This is a genomic window from Streptomyces sp. CA2R106 (assembly GCF_037034245.1).
In the GTDB taxonomy this organism is placed as follows: Bacteria; Actinomycetota; Actinomycetes; order Streptomycetales; family Streptomycetaceae; genus Actinacidiphila.
In genome coordinates this window covers 74,472-95,699 of record NZ_JBAGKC010000007.1, presented here as the reverse complement: position 1 = coordinate 95,699, position 21,228 = coordinate 74,472, and the positions used below count along the sequence as shown (strand labels likewise).

Annotated in this window: 20 protein-coding genes; 6 read left to right on the top strand and 14 right to left on the bottom strand. The window is 74.7% G+C overall.

The features are described from left to right. Positions 1-38: 38 nt before the first annotated feature. Genes WA788_RS12955 through WA788_RS12945 form a run of 3 tightly spaced genes read right to left on the bottom strand, consistent with a single transcriptional unit; the run spans position 39 to position 3,588 of the window. Positions 39-425 carry a UBP-type zinc finger domain-containing protein gene (locus WA788_RS12955; RefSeq protein ID WP_335976495.1) on the bottom strand — a complete coding sequence of 129 codons (387 nt, stop codon included), beginning with the start codon at positions 423-425 and terminating at the stop codon, positions 39-41. Continuing rightward, the gene (locus WA788_RS12950) at positions 422-1,909 is read right to left on the bottom strand and encodes an ATP-binding protein (protein ID WP_335976492.1); all 1,488 of its coding nucleotides are present in this window, start codon (positions 1,907-1,909) and stop codon (positions 422-424) included. The genes WA788_RS12955 and WA788_RS12950 overlap by 4 nt, the downstream gene beginning before the upstream one ends. After that, entirely contained in the window at positions 1,906-3,588 is a 1,683-nt protein-coding gene (locus tag WA788_RS12945; protein ID WP_335976490.1) for an FAD-dependent oxidoreductase, read from the bottom strand. The genes WA788_RS12950 and WA788_RS12945 overlap by 4 nt, the downstream gene beginning before the upstream one ends. A 140-nt stretch (positions 3,589-3,728) precedes the next feature. On the opposite strand from WA788_RS12945, the gene WA788_RS12940 reads away from it, so the two are divergent. Further along, on the top strand, positions 3,729-4,124 hold the full coding sequence (locus WA788_RS12940; protein ID WP_335976489.1) for a TOBE domain-containing protein: 396 nt from the start codon (positions 3,729-3,731) through the stop codon (positions 4,122-4,124). A gap of 54 nt (positions 4,125-4,178) precedes the next feature. On the opposite strand, the gene WA788_RS12935 is transcribed toward WA788_RS12940, so the two are convergent. Beyond that, positions 4,179-4,979, bottom strand: coding sequence for a class I SAM-dependent methyltransferase (locus WA788_RS12935; RefSeq protein WP_335976486.1), 801 nt, complete (start codon positions 4,977-4,979; stop codon positions 4,179-4,181). 384 nt (positions 4,980-5,363) lie between these two features. On the opposite strand from WA788_RS12935, the gene WA788_RS12930 reads away from it, so the two are divergent. Then, a complete protein-coding gene (locus WA788_RS12930; protein WP_335976483.1) occupies positions 5,364-6,662 on the top strand; it encodes a cytochrome P450 in 1,299 nt (432 codons plus the stop codon). 38 nt (positions 6,663-6,700) lie between these two features. Further along, the gene (locus WA788_RS12925; RefSeq protein ID WP_335976481.1) at positions 6,701-6,898 is read left to right on the top strand and encodes a ferredoxin; all 198 of its coding nucleotides are present in this window, start codon (positions 6,701-6,703) and stop codon (positions 6,896-6,898) included. 80 nt (positions 6,899-6,978) lie between these two features. Here the strand turns inward: WA788_RS12925 and WA788_RS12920 are convergent, their stop codons facing one another. The 5 genes from WA788_RS12920 to WA788_RS12900 all read right to left on the bottom strand — a co-directional run bounded on the left by WA788_RS12920 (position 6,979) and on the right by WA788_RS12900 (position 11,176). Continuing rightward, complete coding sequence (locus WA788_RS12920) at positions 6,979-8,106, bottom strand: serine hydrolase domain-containing protein (protein ID WP_335976478.1); 1,128 nt, start codon at positions 8,104-8,106, stop codon at positions 6,979-6,981. Beyond that, entirely contained in the window at positions 8,103-9,026 is a 924-nt protein-coding gene (locus WA788_RS12915) for a DUF6895 family protein (RefSeq protein WP_335976476.1), read from the bottom strand. Before WA788_RS12915 ends, WA788_RS12920 begins: the two co-directional genes overlap by 4 nt. Beyond that, positions 9,023-10,051, bottom strand: coding sequence for a DUF6895 family protein (locus WA788_RS12910; RefSeq protein WP_335976475.1), 1,029 nt, complete (start codon positions 10,049-10,051; stop codon positions 9,023-9,025). Before WA788_RS12910 ends, WA788_RS12915 begins: the two co-directional genes overlap by 4 nt. 140 nt (positions 10,052-10,191) lie before the next feature. Next, positions 10,192-10,974, bottom strand: a complete 783-nt coding sequence (locus WA788_RS12905; protein ID WP_335976473.1) for a hypothetical protein — start codon at positions 10,972-10,974, stop codon at positions 10,192-10,194. A gap of 16 nt (positions 10,975-10,990) precedes the next feature. Next, on the bottom strand, positions 10,991-11,176 hold the full coding sequence (locus tag WA788_RS12900) for a hypothetical protein (RefSeq protein ID WP_335976471.1): 186 nt from the start codon (positions 11,174-11,176) through the stop codon (positions 10,991-10,993). Positions 11,177-11,431: 255 nt separating this feature from the next. Here WA788_RS12900 and WA788_RS12895 point away from each other — a divergent pair, with 255 nt between their 5' ends. Continuing rightward, entirely contained in the window at positions 11,432-13,828 is a 2,397-nt protein-coding gene (locus WA788_RS12895) for an excinuclease ABC subunit UvrA (RefSeq protein ID WP_335976469.1), read from the top strand. A gap of 85 nt (positions 13,829-13,913) precedes the next feature. Here the strand turns inward: WA788_RS12895 and WA788_RS12890 are convergent, their stop codons facing one another. Both WA788_RS12890 and WA788_RS12885 read right to left on the bottom strand, forming a co-directional pair. Next, the gene (locus WA788_RS12890; RefSeq protein WP_335976467.1) at positions 13,914-15,218 is read right to left on the bottom strand and encodes an amidase; all 1,305 of its coding nucleotides are present in this window, start codon (positions 15,216-15,218) and stop codon (positions 13,914-13,916) included. Positions 15,219-15,251: 33 nt separating this feature from the next. Continuing rightward, positions 15,252-15,665 carry an ATP-binding protein gene (locus tag WA788_RS12885; RefSeq protein ID WP_335976465.1) on the bottom strand — a complete coding sequence of 138 codons (414 nt, stop codon included), beginning with the start codon at positions 15,663-15,665 and terminating at the stop codon, positions 15,252-15,254. A 275-nt stretch (positions 15,666-15,940) separates the two neighbouring features. On the opposite strand from WA788_RS12885, the gene WA788_RS12880 reads away from it, so the two are divergent. After that, the gene (locus WA788_RS12880; RefSeq protein ID WP_335976464.1) at positions 15,941-16,324 is read left to right on the top strand and encodes a VOC family protein; all 384 of its coding nucleotides are present in this window, start codon (positions 15,941-15,943) and stop codon (positions 16,322-16,324) included. Between the two features lie 20 nt (positions 16,325-16,344). Here WA788_RS12880 and WA788_RS12875 read toward each other — a convergent pair whose 3' ends face one another. Both WA788_RS12875 and WA788_RS12870 read right to left on the bottom strand, forming a co-directional pair. Continuing rightward, positions 16,345-17,121 (bottom strand): SDR family oxidoreductase, encoded by a 777-nt coding sequence (locus WA788_RS12875; protein ID WP_335976918.1) that lies wholly within the window; start codon positions 17,119-17,121, stop codon positions 16,345-16,347. Between the two features lie 222 nt (positions 17,122-17,343). Continuing rightward, positions 17,344-18,567 (bottom strand): lipase family protein, encoded by a 1,224-nt coding sequence (locus WA788_RS12870; protein ID WP_335976460.1) that lies wholly within the window; start codon positions 18,565-18,567, stop codon positions 17,344-17,346. A 335-nt stretch (positions 18,568-18,902) separates the two neighbouring features. Here WA788_RS12870 and WA788_RS12865 point away from each other — a divergent pair, with 335 nt between their 5' ends. After that, positions 18,903-20,252, top strand: a complete 1,350-nt coding sequence (locus WA788_RS12865; RefSeq protein ID WP_335976458.1) for a PucR family transcriptional regulator — start codon at positions 18,903-18,905, stop codon at positions 20,250-20,252. Between the two features lie 99 nt (positions 20,253-20,351). On the opposite strand, the gene WA788_RS12860 is transcribed toward WA788_RS12865, so the two are convergent. Further along, complete coding sequence (locus tag WA788_RS12860) at positions 20,352-21,200, bottom strand: carbohydrate ABC transporter permease (protein ID WP_335976916.1); 849 nt, start codon at positions 21,198-21,200, stop codon at positions 20,352-20,354. Positions 21,201-21,228 lie beyond the last annotated feature (28 nt).

Below are 21,228 nucleotides of genomic sequence, written 5' to 3'. Positions count from 1 at the left end.
GGCGGCGGCGTCGCACCGCCGCCCGCACCGGGTGCGCGCTACTGGTTGAGCCGGTCGCGCCAGTCCGGCGGCACCCGCTCCGAGGGCCCCGGCACGCCCTGGTCGGCCGGGTGGCTCTGCGGCGCCGCCAGTTGCGGGCCCTGCTCGACGTACTGCTCCCTGGCGTAGTCCCAGAACCAGTCCTCGCCCGGCTCGAAGCTGCGCACCACGTCGTGGCCGGTGGCGGCCGCGTGCGCGCTGGCGTGCTGGCCCGGCGAGGAGTCGCAGCAGCCGATCCGGCCGCAGGCCGCGCACCGGCGCAGGTGGAACCACCACCCGCCGTCCGCGTCGCAGCTCGCGCAGCCGGTGCCGCTGGGCGGCACCGCGGGGTCGATCGCGGGGGCCCCGGAGTCGCCGGGTGCGCCCATGTCGTCCGACGGGGTCATACGGTCTCCTCCTCAGTGTCCTGGCCGGCCTCCGGCGTGTTCAGCGGCAGGTACACCCGGAAGCGGGTGTCGCCCGGCTCGGACTCGACCTTCAGGTCGCCGTGGTGCTTGTTGACCACGATCCGCCAGGAGATGTCGAGGCCGAGGCCGGTGCCCTGGCCGACCGGCTTGGTGGTGAAGAACGGCTCGAAGATCCGCTGCCGGATCTCCGCCGGCACACCGGGACCGGTGTCGCGGAACTCCACCACCAGCCTGCCGTGCTCCGCCGAGGTCCGCACGGTGAGCGTGCCGGCGCCGTCCATCGCGGCCACCGCGTTGTCCACCAGGTTGGTCCACACCTGGTTCAGCTCGCCCGGGTAGCCAGGGACGCGCGGCAGGGTGTGGTCGAACTCCCTGACCACTTGCACCCCCGCGCCGATCTTCCCGGCGAGCATCTGGAGGGTGCTGTCGAGCAGGTCGTGGACGTCGACCACCTGGTAGGGCGCCCGGTCCAGCTGCGAGTACTGCCGGGCGGCGCCCACCAGGCCGGAGATCCGGGAGGTGGAGTCCTCGATCTCGTTCATCAGCAGCTCGGTCTCGACGGTGTAGTTGAGCCACCGCACCGCGCTCTCCAGCACCTTGCCGTCGACGGCCGCGGCGACCTGGTCGAGCCACTCCTCGTCCAGCCCCGCCTGCACGAACGCCGGCGCCAGGTCCCAGCCGCCGGCGATGCCGTGCGCGTCCATCCAGTCCGCGATCGCGTCCTCGCGGTCGGAGGCGTCCATCGGGCTGAGCTGCTCGGCCTTCGCGACCCGCTCGGCGGCCCGCTCCTGGACGCTGACCAGGGTGTCCAGGTCGGCCTGCCGGTAGGGGCCGCCGGCCAGGATCTTCAGCTTGTGCCGCATCCCGGCGACCCGCTCGCGCAGCGCGGAGGTGGCCCGCAGCGCGGCGGCGGCCGGGTTGTTCAGCTCGTGGGTCAGCCCCGCCGACAGCGACCCCAGCGCGAGCAGCCGCTCGCGCTGGCTGACCACCTGCTGGAAGGACTTGTTGCCGAAGAACAGCCCCTCCAGCAGGTGCACCGCCATCGGGAACCACTCGGTGACGATGTGCGCGAAGTCGTCGGCGGCCAGCACGAAGAACCGCGAAGGCGCCGTCACCCGCATCGAGTTCGTGTACCGCTGCGGCACCCGGTCGCCGAGGTACGCCTGGAAGGCGCCGGTGTACACGCCCCGCTGGGAGGTCCTGGCCACCTCCACGTCGTCGTCGCCGACCTTCCGGGAGGTCACCAGCGCGCCGTCCAGCAGCACGTAGAAGCAGGTGGCCGGCTCGCCCTCGGCGAAGACCGGGCCGGGCTCGAGGGTCTCCACCCGGCCGATCCGGCACAGCTTGGCCAGCTGCTCCGGGGTGAGCTTCTCGAACAGGAAGAGCGTGCGCAGCTCGTCCGGGTCGCACGGGTCGAGCGGGCGCTGCCGCGCCTGCTGCGTCTGCTGCGGTTCGTCGGTCACAGCCCCTCCAGGTAGCGGTGCACCAGCATCACGGCCATCGCGCCCTCGCCGACCGCGGACGCCACCCGCTTCGCCGACTCCGCGCGCACGTCGCCGGCCGCGAAGACCCCCGGCACGCTGGTCTCCAGGTGGTACGGCAGCCGGTCCGGCTGCCAGCCGGCCGGCCGCTGCCCGTCACCGGCCGGCAGGTCCGGCCCGGTCAGCACGAACCCGTGCCGGTCGCGGCGCACGGTGCCGTCCAGCCAGTCGGTGCGCGGCGCGGCGCCGATGAACACGAACATCCGCTGGGCGTCGACGAGCTCGTCCGAGCCGGTGGCGGCGTCGCGCAGGGTCAGGCCCGCCAGGTGGTCCTCGCCGTGCACCGCGGTGACCGACGTGCCGGTGCGCACCTCGATGGTGGGCACGGCCGCGATCTGCTGGATCAGGTAGTGCGACATGGACGCCTCCAGCGACGCCCCGCGCACCAGCAGCGTCACCGACTTGGCGTGCCGGGCCAGGTGGACGGCGGCCTGGCCCGCGGAGTTGGCGCCGCCGACGATGTACACGTCCTGGCCCTCGCAGCCGGCCGCCTCGGTCAGCGCCGAGCCGTAGTACACGCCCCGGCCGGTGAGTTCGGCCAGCCCCGGCACCTCCAGCCGGCGGTAGGCGACACCGGTGGCCAGCAGCACGCTCTGCGCGGTGACCGCGGAGCCGTCGGCGAACCGCACGGTGCGGGCCGAACCGTTGACCTCCAGCGCGGTGACCTCGCAGGCGGTGAGCAGCTCCGCGCCGAACCGGGTGGCCTGGCGGCGGGCCCGGTCGGTGAGCTGCGCGCCGGAGACGCCGTCGGGGAAGCCGAGGTAGTTCTCGATCCGGGCGCTCTGCCCGGCCTGGCCGCCGGTCGCGGTGCGCTCCACCAGGACCGTGCGCAGCCCCTCGGAGGCGCCGTAGACCGCGGCGCCGAGCCCGGCCGGGCCGCCGCCGATCACCACCAGGTCGTAGAACTCCTCGGCCGGCGCGGTGGACAGGCCGACCCGCACCGCCAGGTCCTGGTCGGACGGCTCCAGCAGCACCTCGCCGCCCGGCGCGATCACCACCGGCAGCCGCAGCCCGTCGTGCCCGGCGGCCTCCAGCAGCCGCCGGCCCTCGGCCTGGTCGGACTGGTACCAGCGGTAGGGCACCTGGTTGCGGGCCAGGAACTCCCGCACCCCCGAGGAGCGCGCCGACCAGCGGTGCCCGATCACCTTCGTCTCGGGCACCGGGCGGTGGTCGGAGCACAGCCAGCTGTCCAGCAGCTCGTCGACCACCGGGTAGAGCTTCTCCTCCGGCGGGTCCCACGGCTTGAGCAGGTAGTGGTCGAGGTCGACGACATTGATCGCGTCGATGGCGGCACCGGTGTCCGCGTAGGCGGTGAGCAGCACCCGGCGCGCGCCGGGGTACACGTCCATCGCCTGCTCCAGGAACTCGATGCCGGTCATGTTCGGCATCCGGTAGTCGGCCAGGACCACCGCGACCAGGTCCCCGCGCAGCTTCATCTCCCGCAGCGCGTCCAGTCCGTCCTGGCCGGATTCCGCCCGCACCACCCGGTACCGCTCGCCGTAGCGGCGGCGCAGGTCGCGGGCGATCGCCCGGGAGACCCCGGGGTCGTCGTCAACGGTGAGGAGCGCGGCGCGGCGCGTGCCGGCGTCCGGCTCGGTCATCGGCATCCCGTCCCGTGCTGTCGTCCATGTGTTCGGCAGTCCATGCAGTTCAGCGTAGTGGCACCGCGGTCCGGGCGCGCGGGAGAAAACCGCGGGCGTGCGCCGCGCCGCCGCCGGGCGGGCCGCCGTACGCTGGCGCCATGCAGTCCTACACGATCGGCCAGGCGGCGCGGCTGCTGGGCGTCAGCCCGGACACCGCGCGGCGCTGGGCCGACGCCGGCCGGGTCGCCACCCACCGTGACGAGGCCGGGCGCCGGCTCATCGACGGGCGGGATCTGGCCGCGTTCTCCGTCGAGCTGGCCCAGAGCCCCGACGCGGAGTCGGACACCTCGCACACGTCGGTGCGCAACGCGTTCCCGGGCATCGTGACGGCCGTCAAGCTCGGTGACGTGGCCGCCCAGGTGGAGATCCAGGCGGGGCCGCACCGGCTGGTGTCCCTGGTCACGCGGGAGGCGGTGGAGGAACTGGGGCTGGAGGTCGGGGCGGAGGCGGTGGCCCGGGTGAAGTCGACAAACGTCCATATCGACCGGCCGTAGTCGTAGGGGGCGTGCCGGGTCAGGGCGTGCCGGGCCGGGGCGTGCCGCGCCGGGTCAGGGCGTGCCGTGCTCCGGCACGGACCGGATCAGCACCAGCGACCCGTCCAGGTACGGCTGGTGGCGCAGCGCGCCGTACTGCGCGTCCCAGGCGCCCGACCCGATGGCCGCGCGCAGGTCGCCGGTGTACCGCGCGGCCAGCTCCGGCGGCACGAAGCTCCACGCCGAGCACGCCTGCCGGGCGCCGGGGTCGAGCAGCCGCTCCGGGCGGGCGTAGTACGCCTCGTTGAACCCGTCGGTGCAGTCGGCTGGGATCGGCACCGGCGTCACCGTGCACCTGCCGCCCAGCGCGGCCGTGATCGCCTCGACCGCCGGGTAGCGGCGCGCCTCGGTGTCCAGTACCAGCGGTGCGTACGCGTACAGCCAGAAGTCCCGGACGAGCGCCGGGTCGCAGGTCATGACGACCACGGGGCCGCGGGTCACCCGGCGCATCTCGCGCAGCCCGGCCGCGGCGTCGCTCCACTGGTGCACGCTGAACGTCGTCATCGACGCGTCGAACCGGTCGTCGTCGAAGGGCAGTTGCTCGGCGGAGGCGTCGATCGCGGGTGCCAGGTGCGCGGGCCGCTGGGCGCGCATCGTCGCCGACGGCTCCACCGCGACCACCTCGGCGTCCGCCGGCTCGTACGACCCCGCGCCGGCGCCGACGTTCAGCACGCTGCGGGCGCCGCCCAGCGCGTCGGCCAGCACCCGTGCGATCCGCGGGTCGGGCTGCCGGTAGTCGCTGTAGCCACCGCCGATCACCCCGTAGTCCGCGTCGCCCGCGCTTCCGTCCGCCACGCCACCCCGGATGTCTGCCATGCCTGCAATCTACCCGGCGGTGCTGTGGCCGGGCAGGGCTGCGCGGGGCCGCACGCAGGGCGCCGTGTGCGCTCCCGGCGGGCCGGAGCGCGCGCCGTTCGCCTCCGGTTGCGGCCGCCCCGGGGTGCGGAAGTGGCCGGTTCTCTTCGCTCGGGCCTTCCGCACCGGCTCGCCGCCGCCCGCACCGGGCCGCGCACCGTCGGCTTCGGGACAGTTTCGGCCGAACGCCCGAAGCGCCCTTCCGTCCGTACGGAGCGTGAACTACCGTGACCTACGGGTTAGTTGCTCAGAGCATCTAGTGCTGGGGCCAACTACCCCATGTGCCACAGCAGTCGCACCACGGAACGAAGATCTCACCCTCACCCCCGGAGGAGAGAGCCCGTCATGGCCGCAGCGATACCCAGCCCCGCATCCCCCACCGGCGCCTTTGTGCCCGCGCACCCCGCACCGGCGGCCGACCCGGGCGCCGCCGGCGCCTGCCCGTACAGCCCGCTGCCCGAGCCGCTGGCCGCGCCCGCGGCCCGCGCGACCTGCCCCTTCGACCCGCCGCCCGCCTACCAGCAGGCCCGGCGCGAGCGCCCGGTCGCCCGCACCACCCTCTGGGACGGCTCGTCCTGCTGGCTGATCACCCGCCACGACGACATCCGCCACACCCTGCGCGACGACCGCTTCAGCGCGGACTCCGCCCGGCCCGGCTTCCCCTTCCTGAGCGCCGGCCGCAGGGCGCTCAGCACCGACCGGCCCACCTTCATCAGGATGGACGACCCTGAGCACGCGCGGCTGCGCCGGATGCTCACCTCGGACTTCATGATCCGCAAGGTCGAGTCCATGCGGCCGCAGGTCCAGCAGCTCGCGGACGACCTGCTCGACGCGATGACCAAGGGGCGCCAGGAGGCCGACTTCGTCGCGGACTTCGCGCTGCCGCTGCCGTCGGTGGTGATCTGCCTGCTGCTGGGTGTGCCCTACGCCGATCACGAGTTCTTCCAGCAGTGCAGCAGCGCGATCCTGCGCACCGAGTCCACCCCGGAGGAGGTGGTCGCCGCGCAGAACGAACTGCTCGCCTACCTCCGCGACCTGACCCGCGCCAAGCGGCGCTCCCCGGACGACGCCATCCTCAGCCGGGTCGCCGAGCAGAGCGACCTGACCGACGCCGACATCGCCCGGATGGGCCGGCTGCTGCTGGTCGCCGGACACGAGACCACCGCGAACATGACGGCCCTGGGCATACTCGCCCTGCTGCGCAACCCCGGCGAACTGGCCCGGATGCGCGACGGCGGTCCCGCCGAAGTGCAGGCCGCCGTGGAGGAGTTGCTGCGCTACCTCACCATCATCCAGAGCGGGGTGGCGCGCGTAGCCACCGAGGACGTCACCGTCGGCGACACCCTCATCCGCGCCGGCGAGGGCGTGCTGTGCATGCTCAGCGCCGGCAACCGCGACGAGGAGGTCTTCCCCGACGCCGACCGCCTCGACCTCGCCCGCCCCGGCAGCCGGCGCCACCTCGCCTTCGGGTTCGGCGTCCACCAGTGCCTGGGCCAGCCGCTCGCCCGCCTCGAACTCCAGGTCGCGCTGCCCACGGTGCTGCGCCGACTGCCCGGACTGCGGCTCGCGGTCCCCTTCGAGGACGTCCGCTACCGCAACGAGACGCTCATCCTGGGCGTCCACGAACTCCCTGTGGCGTGGTGACCGCGCCCCCCGTGCCCCCCGGCGGAAGGACCCCACCGTTGCGTATCAACGTCGACCAGGAGAAGTGCTGCGGCTCGGGCATGTGCGTGCTCGCCGTACCCGACGTCTTCGACCAGCGGGAGGACGACGGCATCGTCGAACTCCTCGACGCCAAGCCCCCGCAGACCCTGTGGCCCGACGTCCGCGACGCCGCCGCCACCTGCCCCTCCTGGGCCATCACCCTCGACGAATCCTGACCCCCGCCCCCTCCGCCCGGCCCCGCCCCCTCCGCCCGGCCCCGCCCCCACCGGGCCGGGGCCGGGCCCTCTTCGCCCCGTCAGGCGGGTGGGGAGGGGGTGGCGAGGGTGTGGAGGAGGCGGTAGCAGGTGCCGATGAGGGCGCAGGTGCGGTCGTGGCGGGTGGCGGTGCCGACGACGGCGGTGGCGGTGGCCGGGTGGAGGCCGAGGAAGGACTGGCGGCCGAAGGTGGCGCCGGCGTGGAAGAGCAGGGGGCCGCCGGGGCCGGGGTGGAGGTACCAGGTGAGGGTGTGGGTGTGGCGGCGCCCGAAGCCGCGCCGCAGCTGCGGCACTTGGACGTCGCACAGCGCGGCGCGCAGGGCCGCGGGGGCGGCCGAGGAGTCGGGGGAGAGCAGCGCCTCGGCGTAGCAGAGCAGGTCGCCCGGGGTGGCGCTGACCGCGCCGGCCGGGCCGAAGGCCGCCATGTCGTTGGGCGGCAGCGGGGTCCGGCCGTCGGGGCGGTGGCCGACCGCGCCGTCCGGGTCGAGGCCCACGACCGAGCCGGTCAGGCCCAGCGGGCGCAGCACGCGCTCGGTGAGGAGCGCGGCGAAGCCGGTGCCGGTGGCGCTCTCCAGCGCCGGGCCGAGCAGCGCCACCCCGAAGTTGGAGTAGTGCCAGTGGCGGCCGGGCGCGTGCGCGGGGCGGGTACGGGCGAAGCCGCGCAGCAGCCGCTCGCGGTCGTACCCGGCGTAGCCGTTGGTGTACGGGTGCAGCAGCGCGCCCGGGATCAGGTCGCGCGGCACCCGGGGCAGCCCGGAGGTGTGGGTGGCCAGGTGCCGCAGGGTGATCGCGCGGGAGCGGGGGTGCGGCAGGCGCAGCCCCGGCAGGTGGGCGGCCAGCCGGTCGTCCAGGCCGAGCACGCCCTCGCGGGCGAGTTCGGCCAGCAGCAGGACGGTGAACGTCTTGGAGAGCGAGCCGAGTTCGTAGCGGAGCAATTCGCGTGGCCGCGCGGGCGGCACGGTGCCGCCGGTGGCGACGGTGCGGCGCCCGGCGCGGGAGACGGCCAGCACCACGTCGGGCGCCCGGACCTCGGTGAGCGCCTGCCGGAGCCGGGTGGCGGTGTCGGGGTCGGTGTCGGTGCCGGGGTCGGAGTCGGCGCCGGTGCCCGCGTCGCCGTGGAGGTCCGGGCCGTCGGCCCCGGTGCCCGTACGCGCCGCGGTCCCGCTCACGCGGCGGCGCCGGCGGACATCGCCCGGGACGTCGCCATCGCGGACGCGAACGCCGCGACCAGCGTGGGGTGGTGGACCAGGTCGAAGACCTCCGCGGGACTGCCGTCGGGCATCCCGTGGTGGACCGGCATCGCGCCGTCGGGGGCTTGCGCGGCCGCGTACCGCTCCCACAACTGCGCGTCGAGCACCGGCCGCGGCAGGCACGCGTCGAGCACGAGCAGCTCGCCGAGCAGGTCCCAGTGCTCCAACTCCGCCCAGTCCGCCGCCCACGCGGGCACGTACAGCGCGAGGTAGTCGGCGATCCGCGGCGGCAGCCGGTCCGGCGCCGCGCCCCAGTCGGTGAGGTGGAAGACGGTGTGCGTGACGTCGTAGGCGATGTGCAGCTGCACCGTCCACGGCTCGGGGGTGCGGCCCAGCCACGTGGCGGCCAGGGCCTGTTCGACGTCGCCGCTGGGCACCAGGCCGATCTTGCGCTCCGAGTTGAGCAGCCCCAGCCGCCGGGTCGGCAGCATCTCGACGGCCTGCCAGCTCGCGGTGGTGCGCGCCAGAGCGATCGCGGACTCCAACCCCGGGTGCCGGTGGCCGAGTTCGTGCAGGCTGCCGTAGATCTCCAACGGCACCGGGGACAGCGGCTCCTGCGCCTGCAACTCGGCCAGGACGTTGCCGCCGTCGAGCAGGTCCCGCCAGGCGAAGTCCAGCAGCCGCACCGACAGGTCGTGCTGCCGCGAACCGGCGACGCCCTCGCGGGCCAGCACCCGCATGTTGATCGCCAACTCGCCGATGGGCTTGAGGCGTTCGACCAGCCCGCGGCCGGTCTCGCGGTCGACGTCGGTGAGGCGGAACAGCTCCCGGTTGGCGTGCAGCCAGGCCAGCGCCTGGTCGCCGACACGGTGCAGCAGCGCGGGGGACGCGGCGGTCACGGCAGGACCTCGCTCTCGACGGGGGCGGATGCGGACGGAGAAGCGGACGGGGAGGCGGCGGCGGAGGCGTGCTGACCTGGGCCCCAGTCCGGAGCCGGATACGGGTACGGGTACGCGTCGTCCGGACCGGCCGGACCGGCGCAGGCGGCGGGCGCGGTTCGCGCCAGCGTCGCGGCGAACGCCGCCACCAGCGTGGAGTGGTAGCAGCCGGTGAACTCCGCCTCGGGCGAGCTCCCTTCGGGCGGGCCGTCACCGGTCTCGGGCACGGCGCCGTCCGGCCTCTGCGCCGCCGCCAGCGCCCGCCAGGCCACCGGGTCGTACGTCGCCCCCGGCATGCAGGCGGCCACCGCGAGGAGCTCCCCGGTCAGGTCCCACTGCCGCTCCTCGGCCCAGTTCACGGTCCAGGCGGGCAGCCACAGCCGCAGGTAGTCGGCGAGGAGCCGGGGCATCCGGTGCGGCGCGCGGCCCCAGTCGGTGACGTGGAAGACGTCATGGGTGACGCCGTACGCGGTGCGCAGGTCCAGCGCCCATGGCTCGGGGCGGGCGCCCAGGCCGGTCCGAGCCAGCACGGCGGCGAACTCGGCGTGCTCCGGCACGCCCACCCGCCGCTCGGCGTTGAGCACGTTGAGCGTGCGGGTGTGGTCCGCGCGCGCGAGCTGCCACAGCCGCAGCCCGGTGGTGGCCGCCATCAGCTCCTCGGCGGCCGGGTGCCGCAGCCCGGCCCGCGCGAACACGCCGTACAGCTCGACCGGGTACGTGGCCTGCGGCTCGCCGCGCACCAGCTCCGCGAACAGCTCACCGCCACCGGTCTGCTGCCAGGTGAAGCCGAACAGGTCGTCGGCCAGGGCGCGTACGGCCGGCAGCGGGTGGCAGCCGCGGATGACGTCGGTCAACTCGGCCAGTTCGCCCAGCGGTTTGATGGTGAGGTTCGGGTCGGCGTCGGTGGTCACGTCGGGCGGCAGCCGGAAGGACGGGCGCATCGCGTCGACCCGGGTGAGCGCGGCCGTGACGATCCGGTCCAGCAACTCCGCGTCCTCGTGCGGGCGTTCGCCGCCGGCGCCCGGGCGCGCGGGGAAGGCCGAACGGTCCGGCCCGCGCCCCCGCGAACCGGCAGGCGCACCCGGGCCCGGGGCCGGCGTACCCGGGCCCGTCCGCGCGCCGCCGTTCACCGCACCCCGCGCCCGTGGAAGCGCCGGGCCACCGCGGTGTGCAGCGCCACCCGGGGGTCGCCCGCGCTCATCCGCAGCACATAGACCAGCCCGGCGTCGAGCCCGAGCGTGTCGGGCACGTCCGGCATCCCGGCCAGCCAGCGGCCGATCCCCGCGGCCTGCACCCAGTCCCGGCGCCGCACCGCGCGGACGAAGCCGCGGGCCAGGTCCTCGGTGCGCGCGGCGAACCCATCGGCGAGCGCGGGCGCCAGCCCCGGCAGCGAGAGCGCGCCGAGCTGGGAGGCGCGGTGGGCGAGCTTGGGCCACGGGTCGGTGTGCAACCAGTCGGTGCCCGCCCGCGGTTCGGCCGGCCGGCCGTCCTGCCCGCCGGGACCCGCGGCGGCCCCGGAGCCGGCGGGCAGAAAGGCGCGCGCGGCCTCCACCAGCCCGCGGTAGCTCCACACGGACACGTCGGAGGCGTCCGCGGCCGGGGGATAGGCGGCGAGCGCCTTCCGGACGATCGCCTCGTCCGCGAGCCGGGCACCCTCCGCTCCGCCGCCGGCCGTGGCCTGGGGCCCGTTGCCGTCCATGTGTGCCGTCGTACCGGTGGCCGGCGCGTACGGCGCCAGCACATCCGCCCCCAGGACCCTGATGGCCGCGAGTGCGACCGGGTCGTCCTGCGCGAGGACACCCGACAGCGCGTAGGAGCCGCGCCCGCCCTCCAGGGCGAGCGCGACTCCCGTGGCGATGTCGGCGACCACAGCGCTCAGCGAGGTGTCTCCCTGCGGCTGCTCGGCCAACGTGTCGCCTGCCGCGTCAGCGGGCGTCCGTCTTCGGGCGCGGGGTGGGCGGCGAGATCAGGAGCAGTGCGGCGAGCAGGAGCGCGCCACTGCATTCACGGGTGTCGCGGTAGATACCTTCCGCCTCAGCGGAGTCGAGCAGTCCTTCGACCTCAGCGGCGAGCGCGGTGGTCTTGACCGGGGCGGTCAGTTCCGAAGCCATGGGATCATCTCCTCTTTGTTCGGCTTGGACTCACCTCAGAATGACAGTTCGGACATATGCCCGCAAATGGGATGTCCGACCCCGGGCGTGTCGCGCCGCCCGCTGCCGTGACAAGCCCGGGAAAAGCGGCCGAAGCGGGCGTTGTCAGACCCCGGTGCTTGGATCGGGGACAGGAGTGATCAGCCGGCAACGGGACCCGGCCGGCGGCTCCGCGGAGCGGACGGACAGACGGACAGACGGACGGACGGAGTATCGATGAGCACGGCCAGCAGACCCGGCGCGGCGGCACCTCCCGCCGACACCCATGACGTGATCCGGGTGCACGGCGCGCGGGCGAACAACCTCAAGGACGTCAGCGTCGAGATCCCCAAGCGGCGGCTGACGGTGTTCACCGGCGTCTCCGGCTCCGGCAAGAGCTCCCTGGTGTTCGGCACCATCGCCGCCGAGTCGCAGCGGCTGGTCAACGAGACGTACAGCGCCTTCGTGCAGGGCTTCCTGCCCGCCCTCGCCCGGCCCGAGGTCGACGTCCTGGAGGGCCTGACCACCGCGATCGCCGTCGACCAGCAGCGGATGGGCACCGACGCCCGCTCCACCGTCGGCACCGCCACCGACGCCCATGCGATGCTGCGCATCCTCTTCAGCCGCCTCGGCGACCCGCACATCGGCCCGCCGTCCGCCTACGCCTTCAACGTCCCCTCGATCCACGCCAGCGGCGCGATGACCGTCGCGCGCGGCGCCCGCACCGCCCAGAAGGTGACCTACGAGCGCACCGGCGGGATGTGCCCGCACTGCGAGGGCCGCGGCACCGTCTCCGACCTCGACCTCACCCAGCTCTACGACGACACGAAGTCGATCGCCGGCGGCGCCTTCACCATCCCCGGCTGGAAGTCCGACAGCTTCTGGACCGTCCGGGTCTACGCCGAGTCCGGCATCCTCGACCCCGACAAGCCGATCCGCGACTTCTCCCCGAAGGAGTTGCAGGACTTCCTGTACGGCGACCCGGTCCGGGTGAAGGTCAACGGCGTCAACGTCACGTACGAAGGGCTCATCCCCAAGCTGCGCACGTCGATGCTGGCCAAGGACCGCGACACGCTCCAGCCGCACATCCGGGAGTTCGTGGACCGCGTGGCCACCTTCACCGCCTGCCCGGAGTGCGGCGGCACCCGGCTCAGCGAGGGCGCGCGCTCCTCGCGGATCGGCGACCTGAGCATCGCCGACGCCTGCGCCCTCCAGATCAGCGACCTCGCCGCGTGGGTGCGGGGCCTGGCCGAGCCGTCGGTGGCGCCGCTGCTGACCGCGCTCGGCGACAGCCTCGACGCCTTCACCGAGATCGGCCTGGGCTACCTCTCCCTGGACCGGCCCTCGAACACCCTGTCGGGCGGCGAGGCGCAGCGGGTGAAGATGGTCCGCCAGCTCGGCTCCGCCCTGACCGACGTGACCTACGTCTTCGACGAGCCGACCGTCGGCCTGCACCCGCACGACATCCAGCGGATGAACAGCCTGCTGCTGCGGCTGCGCGACAAGGGCAACACGCTGCTGGTGGTCGAGCACAAGCCGGAGGCGATCGGGATCGCCGACCACGTGGTGGACCTCGGCCCCGGCGCCGGACCGGCCGGCGGCACCGTCTGCTTCGAGGGCACCGTGGAGCAGCTGCGGGCGTCCGGCACCGTCACCGGGCGGCACTTCGACGACCGCGCGGCGCTGAAGAAGACGGTGCGCGAGCCCACCGGGGTGCTGCCGGTGCGCGGCGCCTCGACGCACAACCTGCGGGACGTGGACGTGGACATCCCGCTCGGCGTGCTGGTCGTGGTCACCGGTGTCGCCGGGTCCGGCAAGAGCTCGCTGGTGCACGGGGCGCTGGCGAAGAGCCCGGTGGGCGCCGCCGCGGGCGTCGTCTCGGTCGACCAGAGCCCGATCCGCGGCTCCCGGCGCAGCAACCCGGCGACGTACACCGGGCTGCTCGACCCGATCCGGAAGGCGTTCGCGAAGGCGAACGGGGTGCAGCCGGCCCTGTTCAGCCCCAACTCGGCGGGCGCCTGCCGCACCTGCCAGGGCACCGGCGTCGTCTACACCGACCTCGCCGTGATGGCCGGGGTCGCCGCGGTCTGCGAGGTGTGCGAGGGGCGGCGGTTCGAGGCGTCGGTGCTCGAACACCGGCTCGGCGGCCGCGACATCAGCGAGGTGCTCGCGATGCCGGTGGCCGAGGCGCGGGAGTTCTTCGGCGCGGGGGACGCGCGCACCCCGGCCGCGCACGCGGTCCTCACCCGGCTCGCCGACGTCGGGCTCGGCTACCTCGGTATCGGCCAGCCGCTCACCACGCTGTCCGGCGGCGAACGGCAGCGGCTCAAGCTCGCCACGCACCTGGCCGCCAAGGGCGGTGTCCTGGTCCTCGACGAGCCGACCAGCGGTCTCCACCTCGCCGACGTGGCCCATCTGCTCGCGCTGCTCGACCGGTTGGTGGACAGCGGCAAGTCCGTGATCGTCGTGGAGCACCACCAGGCGGTCATGGCGCACGCCGACTGGATCGTGGACCTCGGGCCCGGTGCCGGGCACGAGGGCGGCCGGATCGTCTTCGAGGGCACCCCCGCCGACCTGGTCGCGGCCCGCGCCACCCTCACCGGCGAGCACCTGGCGGCGTACGTGGGCGGCTGAGCGGGCGTCAGGCGCGCGGACGGCGAGGTGGGCGGAAGACGGGTGGGCGCAGGACGAGGCGAGCGGACCACGAGTGCGGGCGGCCTCAGTACGCCGGCGGCTCCCCGGGCGGGGCGAGCAGCGCGGCGCCGGCCTCCGCCCAGGCCAGCAACTGCTCGTCCGCGCCCGGGCGGGCGACCCACTGCGAGCCGATCGGGAGCCCTTCGCCGGTGCGGCCGGCGGGCAGGCACAGCGACGGCCAGCCCGCGAAGCTCCACGGCCCGCACATCACCGGGTCGCCCGTGTCGGACAGGCCGCGCGGCGCGGGCCCGGTGGCGGCCGGGCAGATCCACACGTCCACCCCGGCCCGGCCGGTCGCGGCGAGCAGCCCGGTCCGGAAGGCGTCGCGGGCCCGCAGCGCCTGCTCGTACCGGGCGGGCGAGACCGCCTGCCCCGCGCGGACGGTGGCCGCGGACTGCGGACGGTAGTAGTCGCCGTACCGCGCGAACCACACGGCGTGGCTGCGCGCGGCCTCATGGCGGTTGAGGGCGGACAGGTCGTCGGCGACCGCCGCGAAGTCGGCGAACATCGGCACCCGCCGCACCTGGATGCCGGCCCGGGCCAGCGCCGCCACCTGCCGTTCGAGGGCGGCGCGCGCCTGCCGCCCGGCCCGCTCCAGATACGGCCCGTCGGGCACGCCGAAGACCGGTGGGCGGGGTGCGGCCCCTCGGACCGGCCGCCAGCCGTCGCACAGCGCGGCCGCCGCCGCGCCGACCGCGGCGGGCGTCGCGGCGAACACCCCGAGGGTGTCCAGCGTCGGCGCGTTGGGCACGACCCCGCCGGTCGGGATGCGGCCGGCCGTCGGCTTGAAGCCCACGACACCGCAGTACGACGCCGGGCGGACGACCGAGCCGACGGTCTGCGTGCCGAGCGCCAGCGGCACCATGCCCGCCGCGACCGCCGCGGCGGACCCGCTGCTGGAACCGCCGGGGGTGTGGTCGGGCGCGTGCGGGTTGCGGGTGGGGCCCGGCGCGCTCATCGCGAACTCCGCGGTCACCGTCTTCCCCGCGACCACCGCGCCGGCCGCGCGCAGCCGGTCCACGACGGCCGCCTGCGGCCCCGCGAACACTTGCGGGGGCAGCCGCGACCCGGCGCGCGTCGGCAGCCCGTCCACGCGCACGATGTCCTTGACCGCCACCGGCACGCCGAACAGCCGTGGCCGCTCGCCCGGCTCCGGCCATCGCGCGTGCACGTCGGCCAGTTCGCGGCGCAGCCGCTCCCGCCGGGCGGCAGTCGGCTCCGCGCCGCCGACGAACGCAGCGACACGGCCGTCCCGTTCCTCGATGCGCGCGCACAGTTCGTCCACCGTCACCGACGGCCGGCCGTCCACGCCATACGTTCGCAGGTCCACGACGGCCAGGGTGCCAGGCCGAGCGGCGGACGGTCAGGGGCGGTTGCCGAGTTCGGCCCAGACCTTCTTGCCGCGGCGCAGCGGGACGGCGCCCCAGGACGTGGCGAGCGCGGTCACCAGCAGGAGGCCGCGGCCGCGTTCGTCGCGCTCGTCGGGGCGCAGCAGCACCGGCAGTTCGGGGGAGTGGTCGGTCACGGCCACCCGGACGAGGCGGCCGCCCGGCCGGGTGATCGACACCCGCAGCCGCGTACCGGTGGTGTGCCGGGCGGCGTTGGCGACCAGTTCGTCCACCACCAGCGCGGTGTCGTCGGCGAGGTCGTCCAGTGCCCACACGCTCAGCACGATCGTGACGAGGCTCCGCGCCGGGCGTGCGCTCTGCGGCGCACAGGGCAGCGTCGCCTCGTAGCCGGGGTGGCCGCGGGGGTTGGCGACGGCGGTGACGGTCATGGGGATCTCGATGTGCGCTGGTGGGACGGGCGGTGGGCCGGTCGTTCTGCTGGTCGGTGTGGCTGCTGTGCTGGTGATCGGCTAGCTCCTGCCCGCCCAGGCGCCTCCCGCACCACGATTAGCCGGAATGCGTGGCAATTCCCTCCATTCGGCCGTACGGCGGGTGGGGCGCGGGTCGGCCGTGGCCGCGCCCGCCTGGGCGGATAGGGTCGGCCGCAAGCCCCGCAGCGGGCCGTTCGCAGCCGCCGTACCGGGAAGGAACCGTGCAGGGGCCCATGCGTGTCGACCGACTCGACCACCTCGTGCTGACCGTCCGGGACATCGACGCCGCCGTCGCCTTCTACACCGGCGTGCTGGGCATGACGGAGGTGACGTTCCGCGGCGGGCGGAAGGCGCTCGTCTTCGGGCAGAGCAAGATCAACCTGCACCGGGCGGGGCACGAGTTCGAGCCGAAGGCCGCCCGCCCGACACCGGGCAGCGCCGACCTGTGCCTCATCGTGGCCGAGCCGCCGGCCCAGGTCGTCGCCGAACTCGCCGCGCACGGCGTCGCGGTGGAGGAGGGCCCGGTCGAGCGCACCGGGGCGGCCGGCCCGATCACCAGCGTGTACGTGCGCGATCCGGACGGCAACCTGGTGGAGCTGAGCAGTTACCGGTCCTGACGGCAGGCGGGCCGCCCGCCCTACGCGAGGCCGCCGTTGCTGTGCAGCAGTTGGCCGTTGATCCACTGCCCGCGCGGCGAGCAGAGGAAGCCGACCAGGTCCGCGGTGTCCTGCGGGGTGCCCAGCCTGCCGAGGGGGGTCTGCGCGGCGAGTTCGGCCCGCAGCTGCCCGGTCATCCAACCGGTGTCCACCGGACCGGGGTTGACGGCATTGGCGGCCACCCCGAGATGTGCCAGCTCGCGCGCGGCGGCCTGCACGATCCGGTCCAGCGCGCCCTTGCTCGCGCCGTACGGCAGGTTGCCCACGGTGTGGTCGCTGGTGAGCGCCACGATCCGCCCGGTGCCGTACGGCCCGGCGAAGCGGCGGCCGAACTCCCTTACCAGCAGCCAGCTCGCGCGGGTGTTGACCGCGAAGTGGCGGTCGAAGCTCTCGACGGTGGTGTCCAGCAGGCCGGAGTCCACCGACTCGCAGTGGCACATCACCAGCGCGGTGACCGGACCGAGTTGCCGCTCGGCCGCGTCGAACACCTGCTCAGCGGCGCCTGCCTGGGCGAGGTCTGCCTCGATCGCGGCGGTGGCCGCGCCGTGTCCGGCCAGCTGGGCCGCCACCGCCCCGGCCGCACCGGCTTCCACGCCCCACGGCATCCGCGTGTCGTACGGCGTCCAGTAGCTGAACGCCAGGTCCCAGCCGGACGCGGCCAGGTGCGCGGCGATCGCCGCGCCGATCCCCACGGTGCGCCCGACCCCGGTGACCAGCGCCACCGGTCGGGAGGCGGGCGCGGCGGGTCGGGCGGGCACGGCGGACTGATCGGACCCGGCGGGCTGGGCGTCTGCGGCGGGTGGGGCGTCGTCGGAAGGTGTCACAGCCGCCGATCCTCGGCCCCCCGGCCCCCGCCCGCAACGGGTTTATGCCCCGGCGGGCACCCCCGCGGGGACCTGCGGACCTGCCCCCGCGGCCGGTCGGGCATCGACGGGTGCGACCGGCCGCGGGGAGGGTTCGGGGAGGGCGCGGGGGAGATGTCAGCAGTCGTTGTCCGCGGGCTTGCCGGCGAAGCGGTTCGCCAGGAAGATCTCGACGGAGACCGCCCGGAAGGCGACCTCTTCGGCGTGCTCGCCGAGCAGGTCGCGGACCTTGTCCACGGTGCCGCCGGCCGCGCACCAGTTGTCGACGGTGGTGTTGTCCTGGCCGACGGGCACGATCTCGTCGGTGTCGGCGTGGTAGTCGTACACGGGCGTGGCGGGGGCGGCGGTGCCGAGGGTGTTGGTGCGCAGGACGGCCGCGACCGAGGGGACGGAGAAGGGGTCGGAGACGGACGTGTCCTCGCTGAGCTTGCGGAAGGCGTAGGCCGGCAGGATGTTCAGCTCGCAGGTGCCCTTGATGGACGCGAAGTCCTGCTGCCCCTTGGCGTTGAGCAGCCCGGCGATGCCCGCCTCGGGGAACTCGGTGGAGATGCCGTAGGCGGCGGCGAACTCGAAGCCGGCGAACGCGGTGCCGTCGATGTACCGCCCGACGGCGGCCGGGTCGGAGGGCAGCCCGCCGATCGCGGCACCGGCCAGCTTCACGTCCGGCGCGTAGGACGGCTGGAGCTGCGCGGCCCAGCCCGTCGCCTCGGCGCCGCCCGAATAGCCATCCAGCGCCCAGGGGTTGGCGGAGCCGACGCCCGCGGTGTTGAACGCCTTGACCGCGCGGATGCCGTCCAGGACGGCGTGCCCGGCCTGCGGCCCGGCGAGGAACACCGACTTGGGCCCCTCGAAGTCCGGCACCGCCACCGCCCAGTTCGCGGCGAGCAGTTGGGCGCCGAGCGCGGCGTCCTGCACGTCCTGGCCGGTGGCGATCTGGTACGAGGGCGCGCAGCTGGTGCCGACGCTGTCCTCGGGCGTCTGGAGCGAAACCACCGGCCGCTTCCCGGACCCGGTCCAGGCGGCCTTGGGCACCACCAGCGTGGTGACGGCCAACTCCGGCTGCCCGTGCGAGTCGTTGGTGCGGTAGGAGATCTGCCAGGCGTTCACCGGCACGGAGATGCCGAAGAGGTTGACGTCCGGCACGGCGCGGCTGTCCACGATCGCCCCGGCCGGGTAGGAGGCGATGCCGGCGGGGGCGGCGTAGAAGGGGTCCTGGTCCGGCACGGTCGAGCCGGGCGCGGTGGTGGCGGACGGCGCCGCGGCCGAGGCGGCAGCGGCGGGCAGGAACATGCAGGTGCAGGCGAGTGCGGCGGTCACGGCCAGGGCGTAGGGCTTGCGCACGGCTCTCCTCGGGTGCTCGGGTGCTCGGGGTGCGGGGCTGTTTCGGCGGGCTCGGGGGCGCGGGGCGGTCCGGTGCGCGCGGGGCGGGTGGGCCGGACCGGGGGGACGGGGACGGCGGGTCTGCCGGGACGGGACCACGCCATCATGGGCCGGGCCGACCGCCGGTGAGCCTGGGGCGGTGGCGCAGACTTTCACCCGCGGGGTTGTGATCGCGCACAAAGCCGGGAGCGGCACTTCACACCGGGGTTACCCGTAGGTAATAGTGGAAGGTCCCGTATCGGGGCGCGTACGGCTCCGCGATCCGACCCGCGCGCCCGCAACCCGCGAGGTGCCCTGTGACGACGCAGCCCGCGGCGGAGCCAGGCCCCGCCGCCCCGACGCCCGCCCCGACGCCGGCTCCCGCCCCTACGCCGGCTCCGACGCCCGCCCCCACGCCGGCTCCGACGCCCGCTCCGATCACCATCGGCGGCACCCCGCTGGACAAGCGCCTGGTCACCTCCGTCCACGAACTGGCCGCGCGGGTGGTCGCCCGCCTGACCGAGCGGATACCGGTCTACGCCTCGCTGCCCGCCGAGCAGCTGCGCGGCGACATCACCGCGGTCGTCGTCCGCGGCATCCGCTCCTTCGCCCAGGTGCTGCGGACCGGACAGCCGCCCACCGCGGGCCAGTTGGAGCTGACCCACCGCTCGGCGGTGCGCCGCGCGCAGGAGCACATCCCGCTGGACGCGGTCGTCGGGGCGTACTTCCTGGGGGCGTACGAGTGCCTGGACGAGGTGCTGGCCGACGCCGGGCCCGACGACCTCGCGGACGTGCTCGCCACGCAGAAGCTGCTGCTGCGCTACCTCGACGTGGTCACCGAGTCGGTCTTCGCCGGCTACATCGCCGAGAGCCAGGCGGCACTGGGCGAGCGGCAGAGCGCGCGCCAGGCGCTGCTGTCGGCGCTGCTGGACGGGGGCGCGGCGCGGCAGGCGGCCGAGCGGGCGGGCATGCGGCTGCCGGACCGCTACTGGGTGGTGAGCGTGGCGGCCGCGCCGCACCCGGACGAGCGTGCCCCCGGCGTCGACCCGAACATCGCGGCGGGCCGCAAACTGCGGCGGATGCGGGCGGAGTTGGACCGCTGGGCGCATGGCGAGGCGCTGTCGGCGCTGTCGCCCGACGGGGGCGTGGCGCTGGTCCCGGCCGCGCCCGCCGCGCACCCGGAGGCAGCCGCGCCCGCCGATGCCGACGCCGACTTCGAGCGGCTGGCCGGGCTGCTGCGGGACATGGCGCGCTCCTGCGGCGCGCCGCTGACCGCCGCGGCGGTGGCCGCGCCGCCGCAGGACGTGGCCGGGGCGGCCCGGCTGGCCGCCCGGGTGCGGCAGGTCGCCGTCGGCTGCGGGCGCGGGCCGGGCCTGTACCGGCTGGACGATGTGCTGCTGGAGTACCAGCTCACGCTGCCCAGCCCGGCCCGCGACCGGCTCGCCGCGCTGCTGCGCCCGCTGGAGGGCCGGGCGGACCTGCTGGAGACGCTGCGGACGTTCCTGGCCTGCGGGCTGGACCGGCGGCGCACCGCCGAGCAACTGCACGTCCACCCGAACACGGTGGACTACCGGCTGCGCCGCACCAGCGCGCTGACCGGCCTGAACGCCGCGCACGGCCCGGACCTGCCCAGGCTCCAGGCCGCGCTGGCGGCGTACGGCGCGTGACGCGCCCGGTTGGGCTCCGCGCCGGTTCGGGTCGCTTCGGGCCGGCCTCCCGGCCGGCTCCCGATCAGCCCCCGGTCGGCCCGCCCGTCGGTTTCGTGCTCAGCCCTTGCTCGACCCGAGCGACAGGCCCGCGATGAACTGCCGCTGGAGGCACAGGTAGACCACCAGCGTCGGGATCGCCGCGATCATCGCGGCCGCCGCGATGAGGTTCTGGTTGCTCACGAACTGCCCCTGGAGGTTGGCCAGCGCCGACGTCACCGGGCGCTTGTCGCCCGAGGACATCAGGGTGATCGCCCAGAAGAAGTCGTTGTAGATCCAGGTCGTCAGCAGTGTCGCGAGCGCCGCCAGCGCGGGGCGGCACAGCGGCACCGTCAGCCGCCAGAACCGCGTCCACAGGCCGGCGCCGTCCACGAGCGCGGCTTCGTACATCTCGCCCGGGATCGACCTCATGTAGTTGCTCAGCACGAAGACGCAGAAGCCGAGCTGGAAGGAGACGTTGATGACGATCAGCCCGAAGATCGAGTTGTACATCAGCCCGCTGTCGGCCAGGAAGTGCGGCAGCGGGATCTTCAGGTAGATCCGGTAGAGCGGGGTGATGATGACCTGCTGCGGCAGCAGGTTGCCCGCGGTGAACAGGATCAGCAGCGCCACGTTGGCCTTGACGTTGACCCGGACCAGCACGAAGGCGACGCCCGAGGCCAGGGCCAGCACGATCACCACCGCCGGCACCGTGATCAGCACCGAGTTCCAGAAGAAGTGCCCCATGTCCGACTGCGACCAGGCGTCCGAGAAGTTCTTGAACGTCAGGTGGTGCGGCATCGACACGTAGCCGTACTTGCGGGTGTCGGAGTAGGGGCGCACCGCCACGTAGAGGGCGAAGAGGATCGGCAGGATCCACAGCACCGAGGCGATGATCAGGAACGCCTGTGAGGCGATCTGCCCGCGCAGCCGCGGCTTGGCGCCGGGGCCGCCGGTC